This window comes from Lampropedia hyalina DSM 16112 (genome assembly GCF_900129055.1).
GTDB classification, from domain to species: domain Bacteria; phylum Pseudomonadota; class Gammaproteobacteria; order Burkholderiales; family Burkholderiaceae_C; genus Lampropedia; species Lampropedia hyalina.
This window is the reverse complement of sequence record NZ_FQUZ01000019.1, coordinates 34053-55402: the sequence shown is the minus strand read 5'-3', so window position 1 is coordinate 55402 and position 21350 is coordinate 34053. Positions and strand designations below refer to the sequence as shown.

At 64.3% G+C, this 21350-nt stretch carries 17 protein-coding genes; 4 read left to right on the top strand and 13 right to left on the bottom strand.

Features of this window, described 5'->3' with window-relative positions:
- Positions 1-2: 2 nt before the first annotated feature.
- Positions 3-908 carry a ubiquinol oxidase subunit II gene (gene cyoA, locus BUE21_RS08975; RefSeq protein WP_073356344.1) on the bottom strand — a complete coding sequence of 302 codons (906 nt, stop codon included), beginning with the start codon at positions 906-908 and terminating at the stop codon, positions 3-5.
- Between the two features lie 211 nt (positions 909-1119).
- Between cyoA and BUE21_RS08970 the strand changes: the two genes are divergently transcribed.
- The gene (locus tag BUE21_RS08970; RefSeq protein ID WP_073356361.1) at positions 1120-2538 is read left to right on the top strand and encodes an aminotransferase-like domain-containing protein; all 1419 of its coding nucleotides are present in this window, start codon (positions 1120-1122) and stop codon (positions 2536-2538) included.
- Here BUE21_RS08970 and BUE21_RS08965 read toward each other — a convergent pair.
- Positions 2535-2792, bottom strand: coding sequence for a hypothetical protein (locus tag BUE21_RS08965; RefSeq protein WP_073356343.1), 258 nt, complete (start codon positions 2790-2792; stop codon positions 2535-2537). The genes BUE21_RS08970 and BUE21_RS08965 overlap by 4 nt on opposite strands.
- A gap of 72 nt (positions 2793-2864) precedes the next feature.
- Here BUE21_RS08965 and BUE21_RS08960 point away from each other — a divergent pair, with 72 nt between their 5' ends.
- Positions 2865-3134: a hypothetical protein gene (locus BUE21_RS08960; RefSeq protein WP_084523097.1), complete on the top strand. Its 270-nt coding sequence runs from the start codon at positions 2865-2867 to the stop codon at positions 3132-3134.
- A gap of 2 nt (positions 3135-3136) precedes the next feature.
- Positions 3137-3748, top strand: a complete 612-nt coding sequence (locus tag BUE21_RS08955; protein WP_073356342.1) for a DUF6436 domain-containing protein — start codon at positions 3137-3139, stop codon at positions 3746-3748.
- A gap of 63 nt (positions 3749-3811) precedes the next feature.
- Here the strand turns inward: BUE21_RS08955 and BUE21_RS08950 are convergent, their stop codons facing one another.
- The 10 genes from BUE21_RS08950 to mnmG form a co-directional block, all read right to left on the bottom strand.
- Complete coding sequence (locus BUE21_RS08950; RefSeq protein WP_073356341.1) at positions 3812-4756, bottom strand: transglutaminase family protein; 945 nt, start codon at positions 4754-4756, stop codon at positions 3812-3814.
- A gap of 21 nt (positions 4757-4777) precedes the next feature.
- Positions 4778-7624 (bottom strand): circularly permuted type 2 ATP-grasp protein, encoded by a 2847-nt coding sequence (locus tag BUE21_RS08945; protein ID WP_073356340.1) that lies wholly within the window; start codon positions 7622-7624, stop codon positions 4778-4780.
- Between the two features lie 123 nt (positions 7625-7747).
- Positions 7748-11179: a transglutaminase family protein gene (locus tag BUE21_RS08940; protein WP_073356339.1), complete on the bottom strand. Its 3432-nt coding sequence runs from the start codon at positions 11177-11179 to the stop codon at positions 7748-7750.
- Positions 11180-11259: 80 nt separating this feature from the next.
- Positions 11260-12444, bottom strand: coding sequence for a bifunctional diaminohydroxyphosphoribosylaminopyrimidine deaminase/5-amino-6-(5-phosphoribosylamino)uracil reductase RibD (ribD, locus tag BUE21_RS08935; protein WP_073356338.1), 1185 nt, complete (start codon positions 12442-12444; stop codon positions 11260-11262).
- A gap of 28 nt (positions 12445-12472) precedes the next feature.
- The gene (locus BUE21_RS08930; protein ID WP_073356337.1) at positions 12473-13423 is read right to left on the bottom strand and encodes a ParB/RepB/Spo0J family partition protein; all 951 of its coding nucleotides are present in this window, start codon (positions 13421-13423) and stop codon (positions 12473-12475) included.
- On the bottom strand, positions 13402-13998 hold the full coding sequence (locus tag BUE21_RS08925; RefSeq protein WP_073356336.1) for an RBBP9/YdeN family alpha/beta hydrolase: 597 nt from the start codon (positions 13996-13998) through the stop codon (positions 13402-13404). The genes BUE21_RS08930 and BUE21_RS08925 overlap by 22 nt, the downstream gene beginning before the upstream one ends.
- A gap of 20 nt (positions 13999-14018) precedes the next feature.
- Complete coding sequence (locus BUE21_RS08920) at positions 14019-14825, bottom strand: ParA family protein (protein WP_073356359.1); 807 nt, start codon at positions 14823-14825, stop codon at positions 14019-14021.
- Positions 14826-14905: 80 nt separating this feature from the next.
- The gene (locus BUE21_RS08915) at positions 14906-15520 is read right to left on the bottom strand and encodes a LysE family translocator (protein ID WP_073356358.1); all 615 of its coding nucleotides are present in this window, start codon (positions 15518-15520) and stop codon (positions 14906-14908) included.
- A gap of 11 nt (positions 15521-15531) precedes the next feature.
- Positions 15532-16179 carry a 16S rRNA (guanine(527)-N(7))-methyltransferase RsmG gene (rsmG, locus tag BUE21_RS08910; RefSeq protein ID WP_073356335.1) on the bottom strand — a complete coding sequence of 216 codons (648 nt, stop codon included), beginning with the start codon at positions 16177-16179 and terminating at the stop codon, positions 15532-15534.
- Positions 16176-18173 carry a tRNA uridine-5-carboxymethylaminomethyl(34) synthesis enzyme MnmG gene (mnmG, locus tag BUE21_RS08905; protein WP_073356334.1) on the bottom strand — a complete coding sequence of 666 codons (1998 nt, stop codon included), beginning with the start codon at positions 18171-18173 and terminating at the stop codon, positions 16176-16178. Before mnmG ends, rsmG begins: the two co-directional genes overlap by 4 nt.
- 238 nt (positions 18174-18411) lie before the next feature.
- Between mnmG and gstA the strand changes: the two genes are divergently transcribed.
- Positions 18412-19020, top strand: coding sequence for a glutathione transferase GstA (gstA, locus tag BUE21_RS08900; RefSeq protein ID WP_073356357.1), 609 nt, complete (start codon positions 18412-18414; stop codon positions 19018-19020).
- 62 nt (positions 19021-19082) lie between these two features.
- On the opposite strand, the gene BUE21_RS08895 is transcribed toward gstA, so the two are convergent.
- Complete coding sequence (locus tag BUE21_RS08895) at positions 19083-21308, bottom strand: cyanophycin metabolism-associated ABC transporter (RefSeq protein ID WP_073356333.1); 2226 nt, start codon at positions 21306-21308, stop codon at positions 19083-19085.
- Positions 21309-21350: the final 42 nt, after the last annotated feature.

Genomic DNA, 21350 nt, shown 5'->3' with positions numbered 1-21350 from the left:
TTTTACTCCTTCGAGGTGTGTGCCGGGCTGTCGTGCAGCACCGCTTGCGGGCTGGCGTTCTCGCCAACGCCGATGAACTGATCGATGACTTTCTTGAACAGGCCAGGCTCTACCTGTGCGAAATGCACCACGGCATGCCCTTGAGTCGGTTGGGCGATGCGTTGGAACGCCTCGAAGTCCAGCCGAATGGGCGGCCCGCTTCTGACCTGCCGCACCCACCGCTGGAAGTCTTCCTCCGAGGTGGCGGTGGCGGTGAAATTCATCTTGGAAAAGCCATGGCCGCTGTAGTTGCCGGACATGCCGCGAAACTCCCCCGGCTCATTGGCAACCAGATGCAGCTTGGTGCGCATGCCCGCCATCGCGTAGATCTGCCCACCCAGTTGCGGGATGAAGAAGGTGTTCATGGTCGAGTTGGACGTGATGTCGAACACGAGCTGGCGGCCGGCGGGAAAGTGGAGCTGGTTGATGGTCGCGATGCCCAGGTCGGGATAGACGAACACCCACTTCCAGTCGGTTGCGATGACCTCGACGTGGATCGGCTCACCGGCCACGTCCAGCGGTTTGTACGGGTCGAGTTCGTGGGTCGATTTCCAGACAATCACGGACAGGATCACGATGATGAGCAAGGGCACGCCCCAGACCACCACCTCGATCCTGGTGGAGTGCGCCCAGTCCGGCGTGTACTTCGCACTCTTGTTCGAGGCCCGAAAACGCCAGGCGAACACGAAGGAAAGCACGATGGCTGGAACGACCACGATCAGCATCAGGCCGATACAGATGAGGATCAGATCGCGCTGGGCAATGCCCACCGCCCCCTTGGAGTTGAAAAGCACCCAGTCGCAGCCGGCCAGGCTCAGGACGGCCAATGCTGCGAGCACATGGCGAGCGCGGTTCCAGCAAGTTTTCATGCTCAGACCTTGTCGAAGTGAGTTGGAAACAACAGCAGGCGGGTATGCGACGGATGCGCAGGATGCCATGCCATACATGGGAGCAGGTACACTGACTGGATGGCCATCTGGCCGAATACAAAGCCCAATCAGCATCCATACATAAATACATACAAATTTGTATTGTATGGCAATTTTGCACACACTGAAAGAGAAAGGAATGCCGCTCGACATGGACACATTGCCCACCGACCGCAAGCTCAAGAAGCCCAATCGCGCCTGGGTGCGCCCATTCGAGGAGGGAGCCGGGGCGCGTTACCAGCAAATAGCCCGCCAGATCGTCAATGCAGTCAAGGATGGCGTACTGCGCCCCGGAGACCGGCTGCCACCGCAACGAGACCTGGCGCAAGCCATGGGTGTGGATCTGACGACAGTGACGCGCGCCTACTCGGAAGTCCGGCTGGCCGGTCTGCTCGACGCACATGGTGCAGGCGGAACGTTCATCGCCACATCTGCCGTGGACAGGGAAAGAACCGTGGATCTGGGCATGAACATCCCGCCGCTGCTGGCAAGCCCTTCGTTTGCCCGGTTGATGGAATCAGGCCTGGCGCAGGTTCGCCATCAACTCGGTGGGGGCGAGTTGATGAGCTACCACGTAGGCGCAGGCTCACGCGGCGATCGCGAGGCCGCAGCGACATGGCTGGAGCCTGCATTGGGGCGCGTGAATGCCGATCGTGTCGTGGTCTGCCCTGGTGCGCAGTCCGCGCTTGCGGCACTGCTGCTGACGCGCTCTCAGCCTGGCGACACGGTGGTCACGGACAGTCTGACGTACCCCGGCTTTCTCGCAGCCGCACGCTTTTTGCAGCGCAACGTTGTACAGGTGGGGGCCGACCCAGATGGCATGCTGCCGGATGAGCTGGACAAGGTCTGCAAAAAGAATCGCCCCAGCCTGATCTATCTGGTGCCCTCCATCCACAACCCAACGGCAATCACCATGCCTGCGCAGCGACGCCACGACATCTACGCAGTGGCATCCCGGCACCAGATCGCCATCATCGAGGACGATCCTTACTGGCTCCTGGCAGGCGATGCGCCCCCGCCGCTGGCGGCATTGCAGCCCTCTGGCAAGGGCGCGCCGGTGTTCTATCTGTCCACTTTGTCCAAGTGCCTGGCACCGGGTCTGCGCACCGCCTATCTGGTGGCACCGCCATCTGAACCACTGGAGCCGATATTGGATGCCTTGCGCTCGATCACCCTGATGACACCTCAGGCGATGGTATCCATGGCAACCCACTGGATCCGCAGTGGGGCCGCTCGGGAAATGCTGCAAAAAATCCAGCAGGAGATGGGCAAACGCCAGAAACTGGCCGCACACATTCTGCCGGGCATTCAGGGCTTCCACCCACATGGCCTGCATCTATGGCTTGCGTTGCCACCGAAGCTTGACCAATATCGTTTGATCCAGACCGCGCAGGAACAGGACCTGGGCATCGCCAGTTCCGAGGCTTTCAGCGTGGCGGATGTCACGCCCAACGCCCTGCGGGTTTCCCTTGGGGGCGCGGTCGATCAGGCCAGCCTGAAAACCGCGCTGGAAAAGCTGGCCGACATCCTGGCCAATGGCCGCAACCAGCGGATGGCCGTCATCGTCTAGGAAAGGTCTGCCCCATCCCGAGTCTCATCCGATGCCTCGGGGCAAAGTCGCAACTCTTCCCCTGTCGCAAGAACCACCAGGATTCCATTGGACTCTTCGCTGACGTGTGAATTGTCGTAGTGATACTGGTGGCCCATTTCAACGTCCTTGCCCGCGCGGTGTTGCAGGATGGTTTGCCGCTCCAGGATGACTGGCTGACCCTGGGCATCCACCGCAGGAACCCGGGTCGTCCGGACACTCACCGCATCAATCATAAAGCAAACTCCATACAAATATATTTTGTATGCAATAATACCATGATGTATGGATTTTTGACGGGGTGTGCCATGATTGACAGCAAAATCCGTGGCAGAAGGAGGTTCCATCTGGTGATGGGGGCATGTGCTGTATTCGTGCTGCTCATGCTTGCAGCCCTGATCTACGTCTGCTCCCGTCCCCAAACGGCACAAGTCCAGGCCGCCGAGCGTAACGCGATCCTCAAGTGCCGGGAGCGTAGCGAAGATATGAGCCGATCTGCCATCTTCCGAAGTTCACTGGTGCAGGCATGCCAGGAAATGGAAAAGCAGTACATGCACAAGTTCGACGAAAAGCCATAGCCATGTTCCTGCACCAGCAGCATCCCCGATTCGGTCGCTTCATTCAGAAGCATGCCTACCTGCTATTTCTGCTGGCCGGTATTGCCATTATGGTGGCGGCAGGAGTGAGCCTCTGGAACTACTTCGGCATGGGTGGCCAGAGTGCATACGCGGAACAGGCGGTTGTCTTCGAGGATGCCGATCTGCGCTTGCCTGCCGCACTCGCAGGCGCAACCGGTCGCATTCGGCTGGTTCACTTCTGGGATCCAGACTGCACGAGTTGCAACCGGGAAACCAGCGCGCATTTGAGCTATTTGATCAGCATGTATCAACGCGCCAACATCGACTTCTACAGCATCAGAAAGCCGGGAACAGAGGGGAAACTTCCGCCGTTTCTTCAGGGGAAACTGCAACCACTGGATGCCATCGAAGGCATGGAACGCATTCCGGCCAGCCCATCCGTCGCCATCTGGGACGCGCAAGGCCAGCTCGCGTACGCTGGGCCTTACAGCGTTGGCATGGTATGCACCTCTGCCAACAGCTTCGTGGAGCCGATCATCGATAACTTGATGGATGGCCAGCCCGTAGAGCCATTCGGAATGCTGGTGGTGGGGTGTTATTGCCGCTGGTCCTGATCGTGATTCAGCTTTGCAGCAGGAAGGGGAAGGCGTTACGCCAGCAGATGCCCCTGTGGTTTTTCATGCCTCGGGTGGTGACTTTGCAGGGGCTGGCACTGGAGGGGCTTCGCCATCGGGGCTGATGGTGACGGCCACTTTGAGTTCGTGGCTGCCGCCGCCGCGAATGACGCCGCGCAACGGGGCAATGTCGCTGTAGTCGCGGCCATAGGCCAGCCGGACGTGGCTGGAGCCAGCCAGACAGTTGTTGGTGGGGTCGTATTCCAGCCAGCCAGCCTGGGGGCAGTACACGCTGACCCAGGCGTGCGAGGCATCGGCCCCGATGAGCCGGGGTTTGCCCGGTGGTGGCTGGGTCAGCAGGTAGCCGCTCACATAGCGGGCGGCCAGCCCCAGCGAACGCAGCGTGGCGATCATCACCTGGGCGAAGTCCTGGCAAACGCCCTGTTTCAGTTGCAGGGCGTGCAGTGGCGGGGTACTGACATCGGTGGCGGTGGGCTGGTACTGGAATTCCTCGAAGATTTTCTGGCACAGGCCCTGGGCCAGCTGGTACACGGGCAACTCGGGGGCGAGCAGTTCCTGGGCGTATTCGGCAAAGTGCGGGTGGGCCGGGGCCAGTGGGGAAGGCTGGGCGTATTCCCGCGCGGCATCGAAGCCCTGTCCGGCTTCGTAGCGCATGTGGCGCACCACTTCTTCCCAGGGCTGGCTGGGCGGCATGGTGAGGGTGGGCAGGGCACCGTCGAGGCCGGGCGGCAGTTCGCTGGTTTCCAGCACGCTGTGGGCGATGACGACCATTTCCTCGTGCGGGGTGGCCAGCTCGAAGTAGGTGCGGTACTGGCCCTGGCGGTCGGTGCTGCGGGCAATCGTATCCGGCGTGGGGGCAATGTGCAGGCTGTGGCTGTGCAGACGCTGACTGTCGTTGTCCAGCGGGCGCAGATAGGCCATGTGGTGCGCCTGGAGCACGGGCGAGTCGTGGATGTAGCGGGTTTCGTGGATGACGGAGAGTTTCATGGCAGTCCTCGAAGCAGGTTCTCAGGAACCCAGCGTGTGGTTTTCGGCCTCCACATGCGCGAAGTACTGCTGCGAGAGCAGGTCGGAGAGGCGGGCGGCGTGGTCGGCGGCCTGATCGAGCCAGCGGGCGATCTGCGGGTAGTCGCACTGGCGGGTCATGGCGCGCAACTGCGCTTCCGACCAGGTGTGCGGCAGGTGCGAGATGGCCCCGGCCTGCAACAGCAATTGGTTGCCCTGCGTCATTTTCTGCATGCGGCCCACCAGATTGTCGGACACCCAGCTCAGGGAGCGCGGGTTCTCGCGGTCAAGCACCAGCAGCTCCAGCAGGGACTGGATGCTGCGCTGCTGCTGGTAGCGCGAGCGGTAGGTGATGGTGCTGTCGAACAGGCGCAGCACATGGGCGAAGCCGCTTTCGCAGTGGATGGCTTCGGTGCTGAAGGCCAGCCGCAGGGCCTGCGAGAGCGTGCCCATGCGCTCCAGTTGCCGCCCCATCGAGAGCAACCGCCAGCCGTTGTCACGGGTCATGCGGTCGATCTGCGCCCCGGTCATGGCCATGACGTGGGTGGCCAGTTGCTCCAGCGCGGGCAGTGCGGTGCTGGCCAGCGGCACGGCAGCTGGGCTGGCAGGGCCGGGCTTGTGGCCGAAGCCGTGCATGGCGGCCTCGAACTGGGCGGCGGCACTATTGACGAGGAACCACTGCTCCTGCGCCAGGCGTTCGCGCACGGCGAAGGCCGACTGGCGCAGACAGGCCAGGGTGGAGGCGACGCTGTAGATGCCGTGACTGCCGGTGGTATCGGCCAGCGCGGTCAGCAGGGTATCGCAGAAATCGCTGAGGGATTTGGCGGGTGAAGGGGTTTTCTCATGCACCAGCCCGTTGCAGATGGCCACCTGATACAGCCATTGCAGGCTGGCGGGGGTGTTGGCTGCCTCGCTGTCGCCCAGCGATTCCAGCACCAGCCGCGCATGGCGCACGCTGTTTTCCAGCCGCTCGGTGTAACGCCCCAGCCAGAACAGGTTTTCGGCGGCGCGGCTGCTGATGACGGTGGCATGCCGCTGGGCCTGCCAGGGTGCGGATGGCAGGCCGGCAATGGCAGGGGGATGAGCGACCAGAGCCGCCGGGGCCGCAGTGGTGGCGGTCAGAGAGCCACCCTTGCCGGTGTCGGCATGCAGCAGGCTGCTGTGTGCCTCGCCCATGACCCACAGATCGGCGGAACTGCCGCCCCGATACATGGACACGACATCCCGGTGGGGCGGGGCCAGCCGCGTCAGGCCGCCGGGCATGATGTGCCAGCCGCCCTGCCCATTGGAGAGCGCGAACACCCGCACGGCCATCGCCTGACTGCCCATGAGAGGTGCGGCGGACTGCGCATCGGCATCTGCCCTGCCCTGCCAGGTGGGCATGTGCGCCAGCGGGATGTAGGCCTGGGCCGAGTGGTTTTCCGGATGGGCTTCGATGCGGCCTTGCCAGGTGGTCTGCTCCTGCGCCTTCAGGCTGCGCCCCAGTGCGGGCACGAACCGCCGGGCCGGGTCGTTGAAGGTGGGCTTGATGACGTAGTCGCCCAGGTTCTCGAACAGCTCGGGCAGGATGGCGCGTTCACCACACCACCAACTGGCCAGCGAGGGCAGCTTCAGCGGCTCGCCCAGCAGCCTCTCGCAGATGGCAGGCAGAAAACCCAGCGTGGAGGATGACTCCAGAAAGCCCGTGCCCGGCGCATTCGCCAGCACCACGTTGCCCGCCCGCCATGCCTGCATCAGCCCCGGAATGCCCAGCGCGGAGTCGGCACGCAACTCCAGCGGGTCGAGGAAATCATCGTCCAGACGGCGCAATACCACGTCCACCGGCTCCAACCCTTGCAAGGTCTTGAGCCAGAGTTTCTGCTCGCGCACCACCAGATCGCCGCCTTCCACCAGTGTGATGCCAAGGTAGCGCGCCAGATAGACGTGCTCGAAATAGGTTTCGCTGTACGGGCCGGGGGTGAGCAGCACGACGCGCGCATCGTGGCCAGGCACGCTGTGCGCCGCCAGACTGGCCAGCAGGATGCGGTAGCTGTCGGCCAGCCGCTGCACCTGCAAGGCCGCGAACGCCTGCGGAAACAGGCTGGAGACGATGAGCCGGTTCTCCAGCGCGTAGCCCAGCCCGGAAGGGGCCTGGGTGCGCTGCGACATGATCCACCAGTGGCCATCCGCCCCGCGCGCCAGATCGAAGGCCGCAACGTGCAGAAACCGCCCTCCGGCGGGCTGCACGCCGTGTGCCTGGCGCAGATAGCCGGGATGCCCATGTACCAGTGCGCTGGGCAAGAGGCCATCGCGCACGAGGCTCTGCGCACCATAGACATCCGCCAGCATGCGGTTGAGCAGTTCGGCGCGCTGGCGCACCCCGGCGGCAATGTGCTGCCACTCTGCCGGGGGCAGAATCATCGGGAACAGATCGAGTGCCCAGGGGCGCGGCTTGTTCACCGCATCGGCATAGAGGTTGTAGGAAACACCGTTGTCTTCCACGCGCTTGCGCAGACTGTGCTGCAAGTGGGTGAAGGCATCGGCCAGTGTCTGCGCGGCGGGCCGGTGCCTGCCGGGACGCTGGTGGGCGGCCAGCGTCTGCGCAAAAAACCGCTGCCAGTGTGGCTCCAGAGTGGTGGCCGCACTCGCCGGGGAGGCCATGCCGTAGAGGACGTTCAGGTGGCCTGCGGGGGCGGGCTGCGCCATCTGGCGAACGATGCCATCGATGCCCTCTGCTGCGCCAGTGCCCCTTGCCCCGCTGCCTGCGCCCACTCCTGCTTCTGCTGCATGTGCGGTACTGACCACGGGGTCAGCCTGCACAGCAGGGGGAGCGGGAGGAACGTCGGCAGGGATGGCTTCGGACAGGGACATGGCGTTTCAGGGTGGGTGTACTGGCGATGGTATTCGCGCGGCAGGCCATTGTGGCAGACCGGCACACCATCCCATGTATTTTTCCAGCCAGAAAACCGTGGGAGAAACCGATCTGCCGCACATTCACTGGCGGCGCAAATCCAGCGTCCAGGGGGTTTCCGGGCTGATGACAGGCGGCTGCACCCACATTTTTCCAGGGGTATGGCCGATGCGGAAGAAGCGCGAGAGGCGGCGCGCCTCGGCCTCGTAGGCATTGATCGGGAACACCGATGGGTTCGTGCCACCGGGGTGTTGCACATGGTATTGGCAACCGCCCAGGCTTTTCTGCATCCAGGTGTCCACGATGTCAAACACCAGCGGCACATGGGGCCGAATGCCGGGGTGCAGGGCCGACGGCGGATTCCAGGCCTTGTAGCGCACTCCGGCGACGTATTCCTGCGCCACGCCGGTGGGTTGCAGCGGCAGGGCCTGGCCGTTCACGGTGACGACGTAGCGGCTGCCATTGAGGCCGGTGACGCGCACTTCCAGCCGCTCCAGCGAGGAATCCACATAGCGCACCGTGCCACCGGGCGTGCCCTCATCGCCCATGACGTGCCACGGCTCCAGCGCGCTGCGCACTTCCAGGTGCATGCCCTGCACGGCCAGATCGCCCAGCAGCGGAAAGCGGAACTCGAAATGCGGTGCGAACCACTGGGAGTCGAACGCACAGCCGCCATGTTCCGGCAGTGCCAGCTCGGCCAGCACATCGGCAAAATCCATGCGGATGAAGGTGGGCAGCATGAAGCGGTCGTGCAGCGTGGTGCCCCAGCGTGTCAGCGGCGTGCGGTAGGGTTGCCGCCAGAAGCGGGCGATCAGCGCGCGCAACAGCAATTGCTGCACGATGCTCATGCGGGCATGGGGCGGCATCTCGAACGCGCGCATCTCCAGCAGCCCCAGCCGTCCGGTGGAGCTGTCGGGGGAGTAGAGCTTGTCGATGCAGAACTCACTGCGGTGCGTGTTGCCGGTCACGTCGATGAGGATGTTGCGCAGCGTGCGATCGACCAGCCACGGCGGCATCTGCCCGCCGTAGATGCGGCCATGCGCCTCGATTTGCCGCATGGCAATTTCCAGTTCGTAAATCTGGTCGTTGCGCGCCTCGTCCAGCCGGGGAGCCTGGCTGGTCGGCCCCAGGAACAGGCCGCTGAACAGGTACGACAGGCTGGGGTGGTTGTGCCAGTAGGCCACCAGACTGGTGAGCAATTCGGGCTTGCGCAGGAATGGTGAATCCGCCGGGGTAGCTCCGCCCAGCACCACATGGTTGCCACCGCCCGTGCCGGTATGGCGGCCATCGAGGGCGAACTTCTCCGCGCAGAGGTGGCTCTCGAACGAAGCCTGATACAGAAACTCGGTGTGCTCCACCAGTTCCTTCCAGTTGCTGGCCGGGTGAATGTTCACCTCGATGACTCCGGGGTCGGGCGTGACCTGCAACACCTTCAGTCGGGCATCACGGGGCGGCGGATAACCTTCCAGCACCAGCCGCACCTGAAGCTGCTCGGCCGTCGCTTCCACGGCTGCCAACAGGTCGAAGTAGTCTTCCAGCCGCGCCAGTGGGGGCATGAAGACGTACAGAATGCCCTGCCGCACTTCCACCACCAGGGCGGTGCGGGTCAGCCAATGCGCCGACTCGAAGCGGGCCGGTGGCTGCTGCGGCAACAGCGTGGGCACAGCGGGTTCGTAGCCGGGCGCGGTGGCAGCGGACTTGCCCGCGCCGTCGTGGGCTTGCTCCAGTGCCCAGTCGCGCTGGGTCTGCTGCAATACCCGCGTGGCCGGGTGCGCCGCATCATGCGGGCGGTAGCGTTGCTGGAAGGTCTGCGCCGTGGGCAAATCGTCCACCGGCGCGAACGGGTCGCGCTCCAGGAAGTACGGCATGTCGCCTTCGGACACCCAGGGCAGGGAATCCAGCGGCAGGCGGTAGCCCATGGCCGAATCACCGGGGAACAGGTACATGCGCTCGTCGCGGAAGAACCACGGCCCGGTCTGCCACGGCACGCCCTGCAAGCCCACGGCATTGCCGGGGGTCAGGGGCAGTGCATAGCCCACCGTATGCCCCAGCCCCTGCTGTACCCACTTGCGCAGGCGTTCGCGTTCGAGTTCGTCGTCGATGCGGGCATCGAAGGGATCGACGTTCACCGGCAGACGGCGTTCACGCCAGAGGAAGTACCAGATGTCCTCGTAGCCGGGGGTGATGTATTCGTCCGTCAGTCCCAGCGTGCGCACCAGCGTGGTGATGAAGCGGTGCGCATCGTCGGTGGTGTAGCCCGATGGCTCGCGCTCATCGGCAAACAGAGCCGGGTTCTGCCAGACAGGCTGGCCATCGGCACGCCAGAAAATCGACAAGGCCCAGCGTGGCAACTGTTCGCCCGGATACCACTTGCCCTGCCCGAAGTGCAGAAAGCCACCGTCGCCATACTGCTGGCGCAGCTTCTGCACCAGGGCGTTGGCATAGCCGCGCTTGGTGGGGCCCAATGCAGTGGTGTTCCATTCTGGTGCATCGCGGTCGCTGTCGGCCACGAAAGTCGGCTCTCCGCCCTGGGTCAGGCGCACGTCGCCCGCTTGCAGGTCGGCATCCACCTGCTCGCCCAGGGCCAGAATGGCCTGCCATTGCCCATCGGTGTACGGTTTGGTGACGCGCGGCGACTCAAAAATGCGCGTCACCCCCATTTGGTGCGAGAACTCCACTTCGCTCTTCTCCACCGCGCCCTCGATTGGTGCAGCCGAAGACGGCTGGGGCGTGCAGGCCAGTGGAATATGCCCTTCGCCCGCCAGCAGGCCGGAGGTCGGGTCCAGCCCGATCCAGCCTGCGCCAGGCAGGAACACCTCGCACCAGGCATGCAGATCGGTGAAGTCCGAGCTGGGGCCGGAAGGGCCATCCAGCGATTTGACATCGGGTGTGAGCTGAATCAGATAGCCCGAGACGAAACGCGCGGCCAGCCCCATGTGGCGCAACAGGTTCACCAGCAACCAGCCGGAATCGCGGCAGGAGCCGGAAGCCAGCGTCAGCGTTTCTTCCGGGGTCTGCACGCCCGGCTCCATGCGGATGGTGTAGTCGATGTCCTCGTACAACTGCTGGTTCAGGGCCACGAGAAAGTCGATGGTGCGCCGGGGCCGCCGATCCACCTTCTGCAAATAGGCATCCAGCCGGGGCGTGAGCACTGCCTTGGCCAGATAGGGGGCCAGCTCCTGTTGCAGCCCGGCATCATAGGCAAACGGGAACTGCTCGGCGACAGGCTCCAGAAAGAAGTCGAACGGGTTGTGTACCGCCATTTCGGCCACCAGATCAACGGTGACCTTGAACTCGCGGGTGCGCTCCGAAAACACCAGCCGCGCCTGGTAGTTGGCAAACGGGTCCTGCTGCCAGTTGCAGAAGTGCTGCGCGGGATCGATGGTCTGGCTGTAGGACAGGATGCGGGTGCGGCTGTGGGGTGCAGGTCGCAGGCGAACCACCTGCGCACCCAACTTGACCGGGCGATCGTACCGATAATGGGTAACGTGATGAAGGGCAACGTGAATGGTCATGGCAAGCAAGTAGTTTCTGAAAACAGGAAAAACACAGCAAGAAGTATGCCCAATGGCACATCACGCACCCTATGCGAGGTCTATGACGGCTCTGTGTCGGGCCGTTCTGCTGCACCATGCGCCGGGAACAACGGTGCGAGCCAGTCGGTGCGCCGGGCTGGGCGCAGCAGCCAGCGGCCATCGTCGCCCACAGCGGTGTGCGAGAGCACCTGCAACGGCTGCACGCCTGCCAGCGTCTCCAGCGGCTGGGGACGTTGGGCCATGCCCAGGCCACCGCCGATGATGGTCGGGGCCTGGTACAGCAGCCATTCGTCCACCCAGTCGCCCGCCAGCAACGCGCCGTTGAGCGTGGCCCCGGCCTCGACGTGCAATTCGTTCACCGGCCACTGCGCCAGATGCGCCATCACCGCTGCCAGGTTCACCCGTGCGCCCTGCGCCGCAGGCACGGCCACCACGGTGGCCCCGCGTGCCTGCAAGGCGTGCTGGCGGGCGGCATCGGTGCAGGCCGTGTAGATCAGCACCTGTCGCTGTGGCACCTCGAACAGCCGCGCCGTGGGCGGGGTGCGCAACTGGCTGTCCACGATGGCCAGATGCGGCTGGCGCGTGGCGGGAATATCGCGCACGTTCAACAGCGGGTCGTCGTGCAGCACCGTGCCCACGCCGGTGAGAATGGCGCAGGCGCGGGCACGCCATGCCTGCCCGTCCAGCCGCGCGGCGGGGCCGGTAATCCATTGGCTCTGGCCGTTGGGCAAGGCCGTGATGCCGTCCAGCGAAGCCGCCACTTTCAGGCGCACCCAGGGCCGCTGGCGCATCAGGCGGCTCAGAAACCCCAGGTTCAGTTCTGCGGCCTCCACCGCGCCCACACCCCACTGCACCTGCACACCGGCAGCCCGCAAGCGGGCAAAGCCCTGCCCCGCCACCAGCGGATTCGGGTCTGGCAGGGCCGCGACGACCCGTGCGATACCGGCAGCCACCAGCGCGTCGCAGCACGGCGGGGTGCGGCCGTGGTGGGAACAGGGTTCCAGACTGACGTAGGCGGTGGCTCCGCGTGGATCGTGGCCCTGTGCTTGCACATCGCGCAAGGCCATGACTTCGGCGTGGGGGCCGCCCACCGCCTGGGTGTGGCCTTTGCCCAGCACCTGCCCATCAGGGCCGACGATGACACAGCCCACGCGCGGATTGGGATTCGAGAGGGTCAATGCCTGGGCAGCCAGTTGCAGGCAATGCTGCATCCAGAAGGCATCGTCGGTTGCGGGAATGGGCATGGCGGCTCCAGTCTGGGAAGCGGAATGGTCAGAACTCGCGCCCGGCCTGGATGCGTTCCAGCACGCCATTGAGTTCATCAAGGGAGGAGAACGGGATGCGGATTTCGCCGGACTGCTGCACGGTGCCGTTTTTCTGGCGGCGTTTCTTGATCTGGATATCGACCTGCGCCAGCAGCAGATCGGACAGGGTTTCCTCCAGCCGCAGCAAATCGCCCGACTTGGCCGCAGCGGCAGGCAAGCCGGATGCCGACACAGCCGCAGCGGTCTTGGCCTCCTGCATCTTCTTCACCAGGGCTTCGGCCTCGCGCACCGAGAGCTGGCGCGAAACGATTTCCTGCCCGGCCATGATCTGCTGTGCCTTGGCCAGCGGCAGCAGGGCGCGGGCGTGGCCCATTTCCAGGTCGCCCGCCACCAGCATGGTCTGCACCGGCTCGGCCAGATTCAGCAGGCGCAGCAGATTGCTGGCGGCACTGCGCGAACGCCCCAGTGCGGCGGCGGCCTGCTCGTGGGTGAGCGAGAATTCGTCGATGAGCCGCTGGATGCCGCGTGCCTCTTCCAGCGGGTTGAGGTTCTCGCGCTGGAGGTTTTCGATCAGGGCCAGCGCGGCGGCGGTGTGGTCGTCCACGTCGCGCACCAGCACCGGCACTTCTTCCAGCCCGGCCAGCGTGCTGGCACGGAACCGCCGTTCTCCGGCAATGATTTCGTAGCGTCCGGCGTTGTCGCCACTGCGCAACTGCCGCACCAGCAGGGGCTGGATCACGCCCTGGGTCTTGATGCTTTCGGCCAGTTCATACAGCGCGCCTTCGTCCATGCGCAGGCGCGGCTGGTACTGACCGGGCACCAGCTCGGTCAGCGCAATGTCGCGTGGCGTGCCGTGGCGGCTGGCAAAGCGGCTGCTGTCGGGGCTTTCGTCCACCTTGGGGCCGAGCAGGGCATCCAGCCCCATGCCCAGCCCTTTCAGGTTCTTTCGGGTTGCCATGTTGTCGTGTTCTCCTCGTGTTCTTGCATCCAGTCCAGCAGCATCCGGTGTCCCTGGGGCCATGCTCCCAGCGCGCTGGCGGTGTTGATGTGCCCGGCCTCGCCCGCATCCACCAAGTCGGCCTGCCAGTGCCCGGCCAATGCCTGGGCGCGTGCGAAGGAGCAGAACGGGTCGTTGCGGCTGGCCACCAGCAGGGAGCGGAAAGGCAGGGGCTGGCGCGGCATGGGACTCCAGCCGGGCAGCAGGTGCTGGTTCTCCAGGGTTTCGGTATCGGGTGGCGCGACCAGCAGGGCCGCTTGCACACGAGCGGCATGGCGGCTGTGAGCGGCCCAGCGCGCCACCAGTTGGCAGCCCAGACTGTGCGCCACCAGCACGATGGGGCGGTCGTGGGCTTGCAGCAGCACCACCTCATCCAGCCGCGCCAGCCAGTCGCCACTGCGCGGACGCGTCCAGTCGTGCTGCTGCACGCGCTGGTAGCCGTGGTCGCGCTCCCAGTGGCTTTGCCAGTGCTGCGCGTCGGAATCGTTCCAGCCGGGCAGCAGCAGGACACTGTGGGTATGGGCCAGTTCGGACATGGCGTTGCTCCCCTGCCCGCTCAGGATGGGGAAACGGCGGTGGCCGGGGCATCCACGCGGGTGCGCCCCACCATCTCCTGGGCAAAAGCGACAAATGCCTTGCTGCCTTTCGCGCCGGGGTCGAACAGCACGCCGGGCAGGCCATAGCTGGGGGCTTCGGCCAGACGCACGTTGCGCGGAATGATGGCCTCGAACACCTTGTCGCCAAAGTGGTTCTTCAGTTGCTGGCTCACCTGCTGCTGCAAGGTGATGCGCGCATCGAACATGACGCGCAGCAGCCCGATGATTTTCAGGTCGCGGTTCAGATTGGCGTGCACCTGCTTGATGGTATTGACCAGATCGGTCAGCCCTTCCAGCGCGTAGTACTCGCACAGCATGGGCACGACGACGCCATGCGCGGCGCACAGGCCGTTGAGCGTGAGCATGCCCAGCGAAGGCGGGCAGTCGATGATGACGAAGTCGTAATGGGCATGTACACCCTGGAGGGCGTTTTTCAGGCGTTTCTCGCGCTGCTCCAGCGAGACCAGCTCCACCTCAGCCCCGGCCAGATCGCGGTTTGCTCCCAGCACCTGGAACGGTGCGGCAGGCGACGCGGGCGAAGTCACCACCGCCTGCTCCAGCGAGCAGGAACCCAGCAGCACGTCATAGACCGAATGCTCCAGCTTGCGCTTGTCCACGCCGCAGCCCATCGTGGCATTGCCCTGGGGGTCGAGGTCGATCAGCAGCACACGCTGGCCGATCTTGGCCAGCGCGGCCGTCAGGTTCACGCTGGTGGTGGTTTTGCCAACGCCGCCTTTCTGGTTGGCGACACAGTAGATTTGGGCCATTTCGATTTTCTCCTCATTCGCGCCGAATGCAGCACCTGACATGGTATCCGATGGCCTGCGCCTGTGGCACATCCAATGCCTTAACGCCCCAGTGCCAGCTTGATGCCGAATGCCACCAACGCCACGCCCGCGAGCTTCTCCAGCCCCTGTCCCCAGCGCGGATGGCGACGCATGCGCCCGGCCAGCGCGCGGGTCAGCCATGCGGCAATGGCTCCGTACAGCAGCGTGAGCCCGGCAATCGTCACCGCCATCGCAGCAAACGTGGTCAATCCCCGGTGGGTGGCAGGCTGCACGAACAGCGGGAAAAAGGCCATGTAGAACACAATCGCCTTGGGGTTCAGCAGGGTGATCCAGAATGCCTGCATCGCAAACTGGCGGGGCTGGATGTCCAGCACCTTGCTGCCGCCGGGCCGGGCCAGCAGCATTCTAATGCCCAGCCATGCCAGATAGATGGCTCCCAGCCACTGCACGGCCTGAAACACCCCCGGATGCGCAGCCAGCAAAGCAGCCACGCCCGCCACGGCCAGCCACAGCAACACCTGATCGGCCAGCACGATGCCCAGCGTGGCCGCCAGCCCACCGCGCATGCCACCGTGCCCGGTGGACGCAATGATGGCCAGATTGCCCGGCCCCGGCACCATCAGGAACAGCCACACCGCCAGCACAAAGGCCCCGTAGTCGGCAATGCCCAGCACATTCGGCAGCATCAGCCTGCTCCCTCAGGGGCCAGGTACACCAGGCAACGCTCGGCATCCAGCCCCGGAACCTGCAAATGTTTCACGTGAAACATGCGCACATGGGCCGGCAATTCGTCGATTTCCGCCTGCGGGTGCTTGCCCTTCATCGCCAGCCAGAGGCCCTGCGGAGCCAGCGCGCTGCCAGTCCAGCTCACAAAATCAGGCAGGCTGGCAAAGGCACGCGAGGTCACGATGTCGTACTGGCCGGGCAGATGCTCCACCCGTGCATGAATGGCCTTCAGGTTCGGCAGTGGCAGGCTGGCGGCCACCTGCTGCACGAAGGCCATTTTCTTGGCAACGGCATCCACGCAATGCACCTGCACCTGCGGAAAACAGATGGCCAGCACCACGCCCGGCAGACCACCGCCTGCGCCCACATCCAGAATGCGCGTGGCCTGCCGCTGCCCGATGGCCTCGGCAAACAGCGGCATGGCCGCCAGGCAATCCAGCAGGTGCAGATGGAACATATCGTCCGGGTGGCGCACCGCCGTGAGGTTATAGACCTTGTTCCATTTTTGCAGCAGTTGCAGGTAATGCAGCAACTGCGCCTGCTGGCTCGCATCCAGTGCCAGCCCGATGTCCTGCAAGGCCAGCGGCAGGGCCTGTTCCAGATTCATGACGCGCCCTCCTCCTGCCGGGTGGAAGCAACCGCCTCGCTGGCATCCCACTTCTTGCCGCTTTTTTTCAGGTGAATCAACAACAGCGAAATGGCCGCCGGGGTGATGCCGGAAATGCGCGAGGCCTGCCCCAGCGTGCGCGGGCGGTGCTGCTGCAACTTCTGCCGCACCTCGAAAGACAGGGCCGTCACCGCCGCATAGTCCAGATCGTCGGGCAGCAGCAGATTCTCGTAGTGCAATGCCTTGCCGATGTCTTCTTTCTGGCGGTCGATGTAGCCGCTGTACTTGGCAGAAATCTCCACCTGCTCCACCACCGTGTCGTACAGATCGCCCAATGTTTCACGTGAAACATCGAGGCTGCGCCACTCGCCCTGCTGCATATCGGCCAGTGCCGCATAGCCCACTGCCGGGCGACGCAACAGATCGAACAGCTTGTATTCGTGCTCGATGGCCTTGCCCAGCACCCGCTCGGCCTCGGCGGCAGGCAGGTTGCGCGGGTTCACCCAGGTGCTCTTGAGCCGCTGGGTTTCACGCTCGATGGCATCGCGCTTGCGGCAGAAGGCATCCCAGCGGGCATCGTCCACCAGACCCAGCCGGCGACCGGTTTCGGTCAGGCGCAGATCGGCATTGTCCTCGCGCAGTTGCAGGCGGAATTCCGCGCGGCTGGTGAACATGCGGTACGGCTCGGTCACGCCCTTGGTAATCAGATCGTCCACCAGCACCCCCAGATAGGCTTCGTCGCGGCGCGGCATCCAGGCTGCTTCGCCACGCACCTGCAACGCGGCATTCAGCCCGGCGAACAGGCCCTGCGCGGCGGCTTCTTCATAGCCGGTCGTGCCATTGATCTGCCCGGCAAAGAACAGCCCCTGAATCTGCCGGGTCTCGAAGCTGCTTTTCAGCGCGCGCGGGTCGAAGTAATCGTATTCGATGGCGTAGCCCGGACGCAGAATGTGGGCATTCTCCAGCCCCGGCATGGAGCGCACCAGCGCGTACTGGATGTCGAACGGCAGGCTGGTGGAAATGCCATTCGGGTAGATTTCGTGCGTGTCCAGCCCCTCTGGCTCCAGAAAAATCTGGTGGCTGTCCTTGTCGGCGAAGCGGTTGATCTTGTCTTCCACGCTGGGGCAGTAGCGCGGCCCTACCCCTTCGATCTTGCCGGTGAACATCGGGCTGCGGTCAAAGCCGCTGCGAATGATGTCGTGCGTGCGCTCATTGGTGTGCGTGATCCAGCAGGAAATCTGGCGCGGGTGCATGTCGGCACGCCCCATGAAGCTGAACACCGGCATGTGCTCGGGGTTGTCGCCGTGGGGCACGCCATCACCGGGCTGCTCGGTGCAGCGGCTGAAGTCGATGCTGCGCCCGTCCAGCCGGGGTGGCGTGCCGGTCTTCAGGCGGCCCTGCGGCAGTTGCAGTTCCTTGAGCCGTGCCGACAGCGACACCGCCGGTGGGTCGCCCGCGCGCCCCGCCTGATAGTTGTTCAGTCCCACATGCACACGCCCGTCCAGAAACGTGCCCGCCGTCAGCACCACCGTGCGCGCTTCAAAGGCAATGCCCACCTGCGTCACCGCCCCCACCACGCGGTCACCCTGCACCAGCAGATCATCCACCGACTGCTGGAACAGCCACAGATTCGGCTGGTTTTCCAGCACATGGCGAATCGCCGCCTTGTAGCGAATGCGGTCGGCCTGGGCGCGGGTGGCACGCACGGCCGGCCCCTTGCTGCCGTTGAGGGTGCGGAACTGAATGCCGCCCCGGTCGGTGGCCAGGGCCATGGCTCCGCCCAGCGCGTCCACCTCCCTGACCAAGTGCCCCTTGCCAATGCCGCCAATGGACGGGTTGCAGCTCATCTGCCCCAGCGTCTCGATGTTGTGGGTCAGCAGCAGGGTCTTGCAGCCCATGCGTGCCGCTGCCAGTGCCGCTTCGGTGCCCGCATGGCCACCGCCGACGACGATGACATCGAACGCTTGGGGGTGGGTATAAGGTGAGGTGTTCATCGGAAAAAACCGGCCAGGGCCGGTACAAAATCAAATAGATGGCAATTTTACCGCGTTGCCCTTGAACGGCACATGCGCGAATGTTTCACGTGAAACACCGACCGGCAAACGAGGCTGTCCCCACAGCACAATGCCCCGATGTTTCACGTGAAACAATGCCCGCCCGGCACGGCAAAACCAAAAAACCTATACTGGCAGCGGCAGATTGTCCTGCCTAACAGGAAACCTCCTCATGACACTGAAACTGTATTACAGCCCCGGCGCGTGTTCGCTGGCCTCGCACATTGCCCTTCACGAAGCCGGACTGGCGCACACATTGGCCAAGGTCAATGTCAAGGCCCACAAGCTGGAAGATGGCACGGATTTCTACACCATCAACCCGCTGGGCTATGTGCCTTTTCTGGCACTGGACGATGGTCGCCACCTTGCCGAAGGTGCGGCCATTCTGCAATACATTGCCGACCAGGCACCCGAGAAAAACCTGGCTCCGGCCAACGGCACATGGGAACGCTACACCCTGCAAAGCCACCTGAACTTCATTGCCACGGAAATTCACAAGAACTACACGCCGCTGTTCAAGCCCGGCAGCACGCCTGAAGCCAAGGCGCAGGCGGTGGAGACCCTGCAAAACCGCTACGGCCACCTCAATGGTCTGTTGCAGGATCGCCCCTACCTGCTGGGCGAATTCTTCAGCGTGGCCGATGCCTACCTGTTCACCACGCTGAACTGGGCCGCTCTGGTGCAGGTTGATCTGTCCAAATGGAGTCATCTCCAGGCCCTGCGCGAACGCACTGCCGCCCGCCCTGCCGTACAGGCCGCCCTGAAGGCGGAAGGGCTGCTGAAATAACGCAGCCCTTCCCTGCAATGTTTCACGTGAAACATTGCAGGAGCGTCAAGCATCAAGCGGCATCACTCCTGCATATCGGCCTGATGCCGCAACTGCGCCTGGTACAACCGCCAGTACGCGCCCTGCTGCTGCATCAGCACTTCGTGGGAGCCGACTTCCACGATCTCGCCTTTGTCCATCACCACCAGCCGGTTTGCCTTGCGCAGTGTGGACAGGCGGTGTGCCACGGCAATCGTGGTGCGGCCCTGCACGAGGTTGTCCAGTGCCCTTTGGATTTCCTTCTCGGTTTCGGTATCGACTGCCGAAGTCGCCTCGTCCATGATGAGGATTTCGGGGTCGATCAGCAATGCGCGGGCAATGCTGATGCGCTGGCGTTCGCCACCCGAGAGCGTCTGGCCGCGCTCTCCCACCAGCGAGTCGTAGCCGTGTGGCAGACGCAGGATGAAGTCGTGTGCATGGGCGGCGCGCGCGGCGGCAATGATTTCCTCGCGTGTGGCCTCGGGCTTGCCGTAGGCGATGTTTTCGGCCACGGTGCCGAAGAACAGGAATGGCTCCTGCAACACCAGCCCAATGTGACGACGGTAATCCGACACGCCAATCTGGCGCACGTCCACGCCGTCGCAGAGAATCGCGCCTTCGCTCACGTCGTAGAAGCGGCAGATCAGATTGATGAGCGTGGACTTTCCCGAACCGCTGTGCCCCACCAGCCCGATCATCTCACCGGGCTGGATGTCCAGGTTCACGTTGCGCAACACGGTGCGACTGCCGTAGCGAAAGCCCAGGTTGCGCAGCGCGATATGCCCCTGCACCTGCGGCATGGGCACGGGGCTGGCCGCCTCGGGCACGGTGGAGACATGGTCGAGGATGTCGAAGATGCGCTTGGCCCCGGCCGCCGCACGTTGCGTGACATTGACGATGCGGCTCATGGAGTCCAGCCGCGTGTAGAAGCGGCCAATGTAGGCGATGAAGGCGGTGAGCACGCCCACGGTGATGCGCCCTTCGGCCACCATCCAGATGCCGAAGCCCCAGACGACCAGTGTGCCGATTTCGGTCAGCAGCGACACCGAGGGCGAGAACAGCGACCAGGTGCGGTTCACCTTGTCGTTGGCTTGCAGGTTCTGCACGTTGGCATCATGGAAGCGTTGCTCCTCGCGGCGTTCCTGCGCGAACGCCTTGACCACGCGCACGCCTGGAATCGCATCGGCCAGCACGTTGGTGACCTGCGACCAGATGCGGCTGGCGCGTTCAAAGCCCACTTTCAGGCGGGCACGCACCCGCTGGATCAGCACGAAAATGAACGGCAGCGGCACCAGTGCGGCCAGTGCCAGCATCGGATCGATGGAGATCAGAATGGCCGCCGTCATGCCGATCATGATGACATCGGTGGCAAAGTCCAGCGCGTGCAGCGACAGAAAGGTGTTGATGCGGTCGGTCTCGGAGCCAATGCGAGCGATCAGGTCGCCGGTGCGCCGGTTGCTGAAATAGTCCAGCGACAGGCGCATCAGGTGGTTGAACGTGGTGGTGCGCAAGTCCGCACCGACGCGCTCGGACACCAGCGAGAGCACATAGGTGCGGCTCCAGCCCAGTGCCCAGGCGACGATGGCCGACAGCAGCAAGGCCCCCAGGTAGAACGCCACCAGCGATGGATCAATCGCCTGGCCCGACTGGTAGGGGATGAGGATGTCGTCCATCAGCGGGATGGTGAGGTAGGGCGGCACCAGCGTGGCCGCCGTCGATGCCAGCGTCAGCACAAAGCCCAGCGCGATCAGCTTGCGATACGGCCTGGCAAAACGCCCCAGCCGCAACAGCACCCAACTGGAGACCGGTGCGGCCTCGTCCTGCTCGTCGCAGGCGGTGCAATGGCTGCTGTCGATGGGCAGGGCCGCCGCGCAGACGGCACAGACATCCATGTCCTGCACGCGCCGGGCACTGGCGGCATCGTGGCGAAATTGCGCCTTGAAGTGTTCGACCAGCCGCTGCGCCTGCACGCTGCCGGTCTGGCTCAGGTGCCACACGGCCAGCCGCTGGTGGGCATCGTGCAGGCCCAGCGTCACCAGCCCGGCGTGTTCGGCAAGGCGCAGCGTGTGCCCGGCATCGAGCGCGAAACGCTGCCAGTCCGGCTGGCCCTGCTGCCAGACGTAAAGGGCCTGGTCGCTGAGCACCAGCCGCCCCAGGGCAAAGCGCAGATCGGGACTCAGGTCAACCGCCAGCACGGTCAGCGCGTTTTCGGCAGGAGGAAGATGCAGCACAGGCCAAGGGGTTGGAGTCTGCGGATGGGCAAGGGTCATTGTGCTTTTTTTCACCGGAAATTCTGGAATGAATGGATGGGG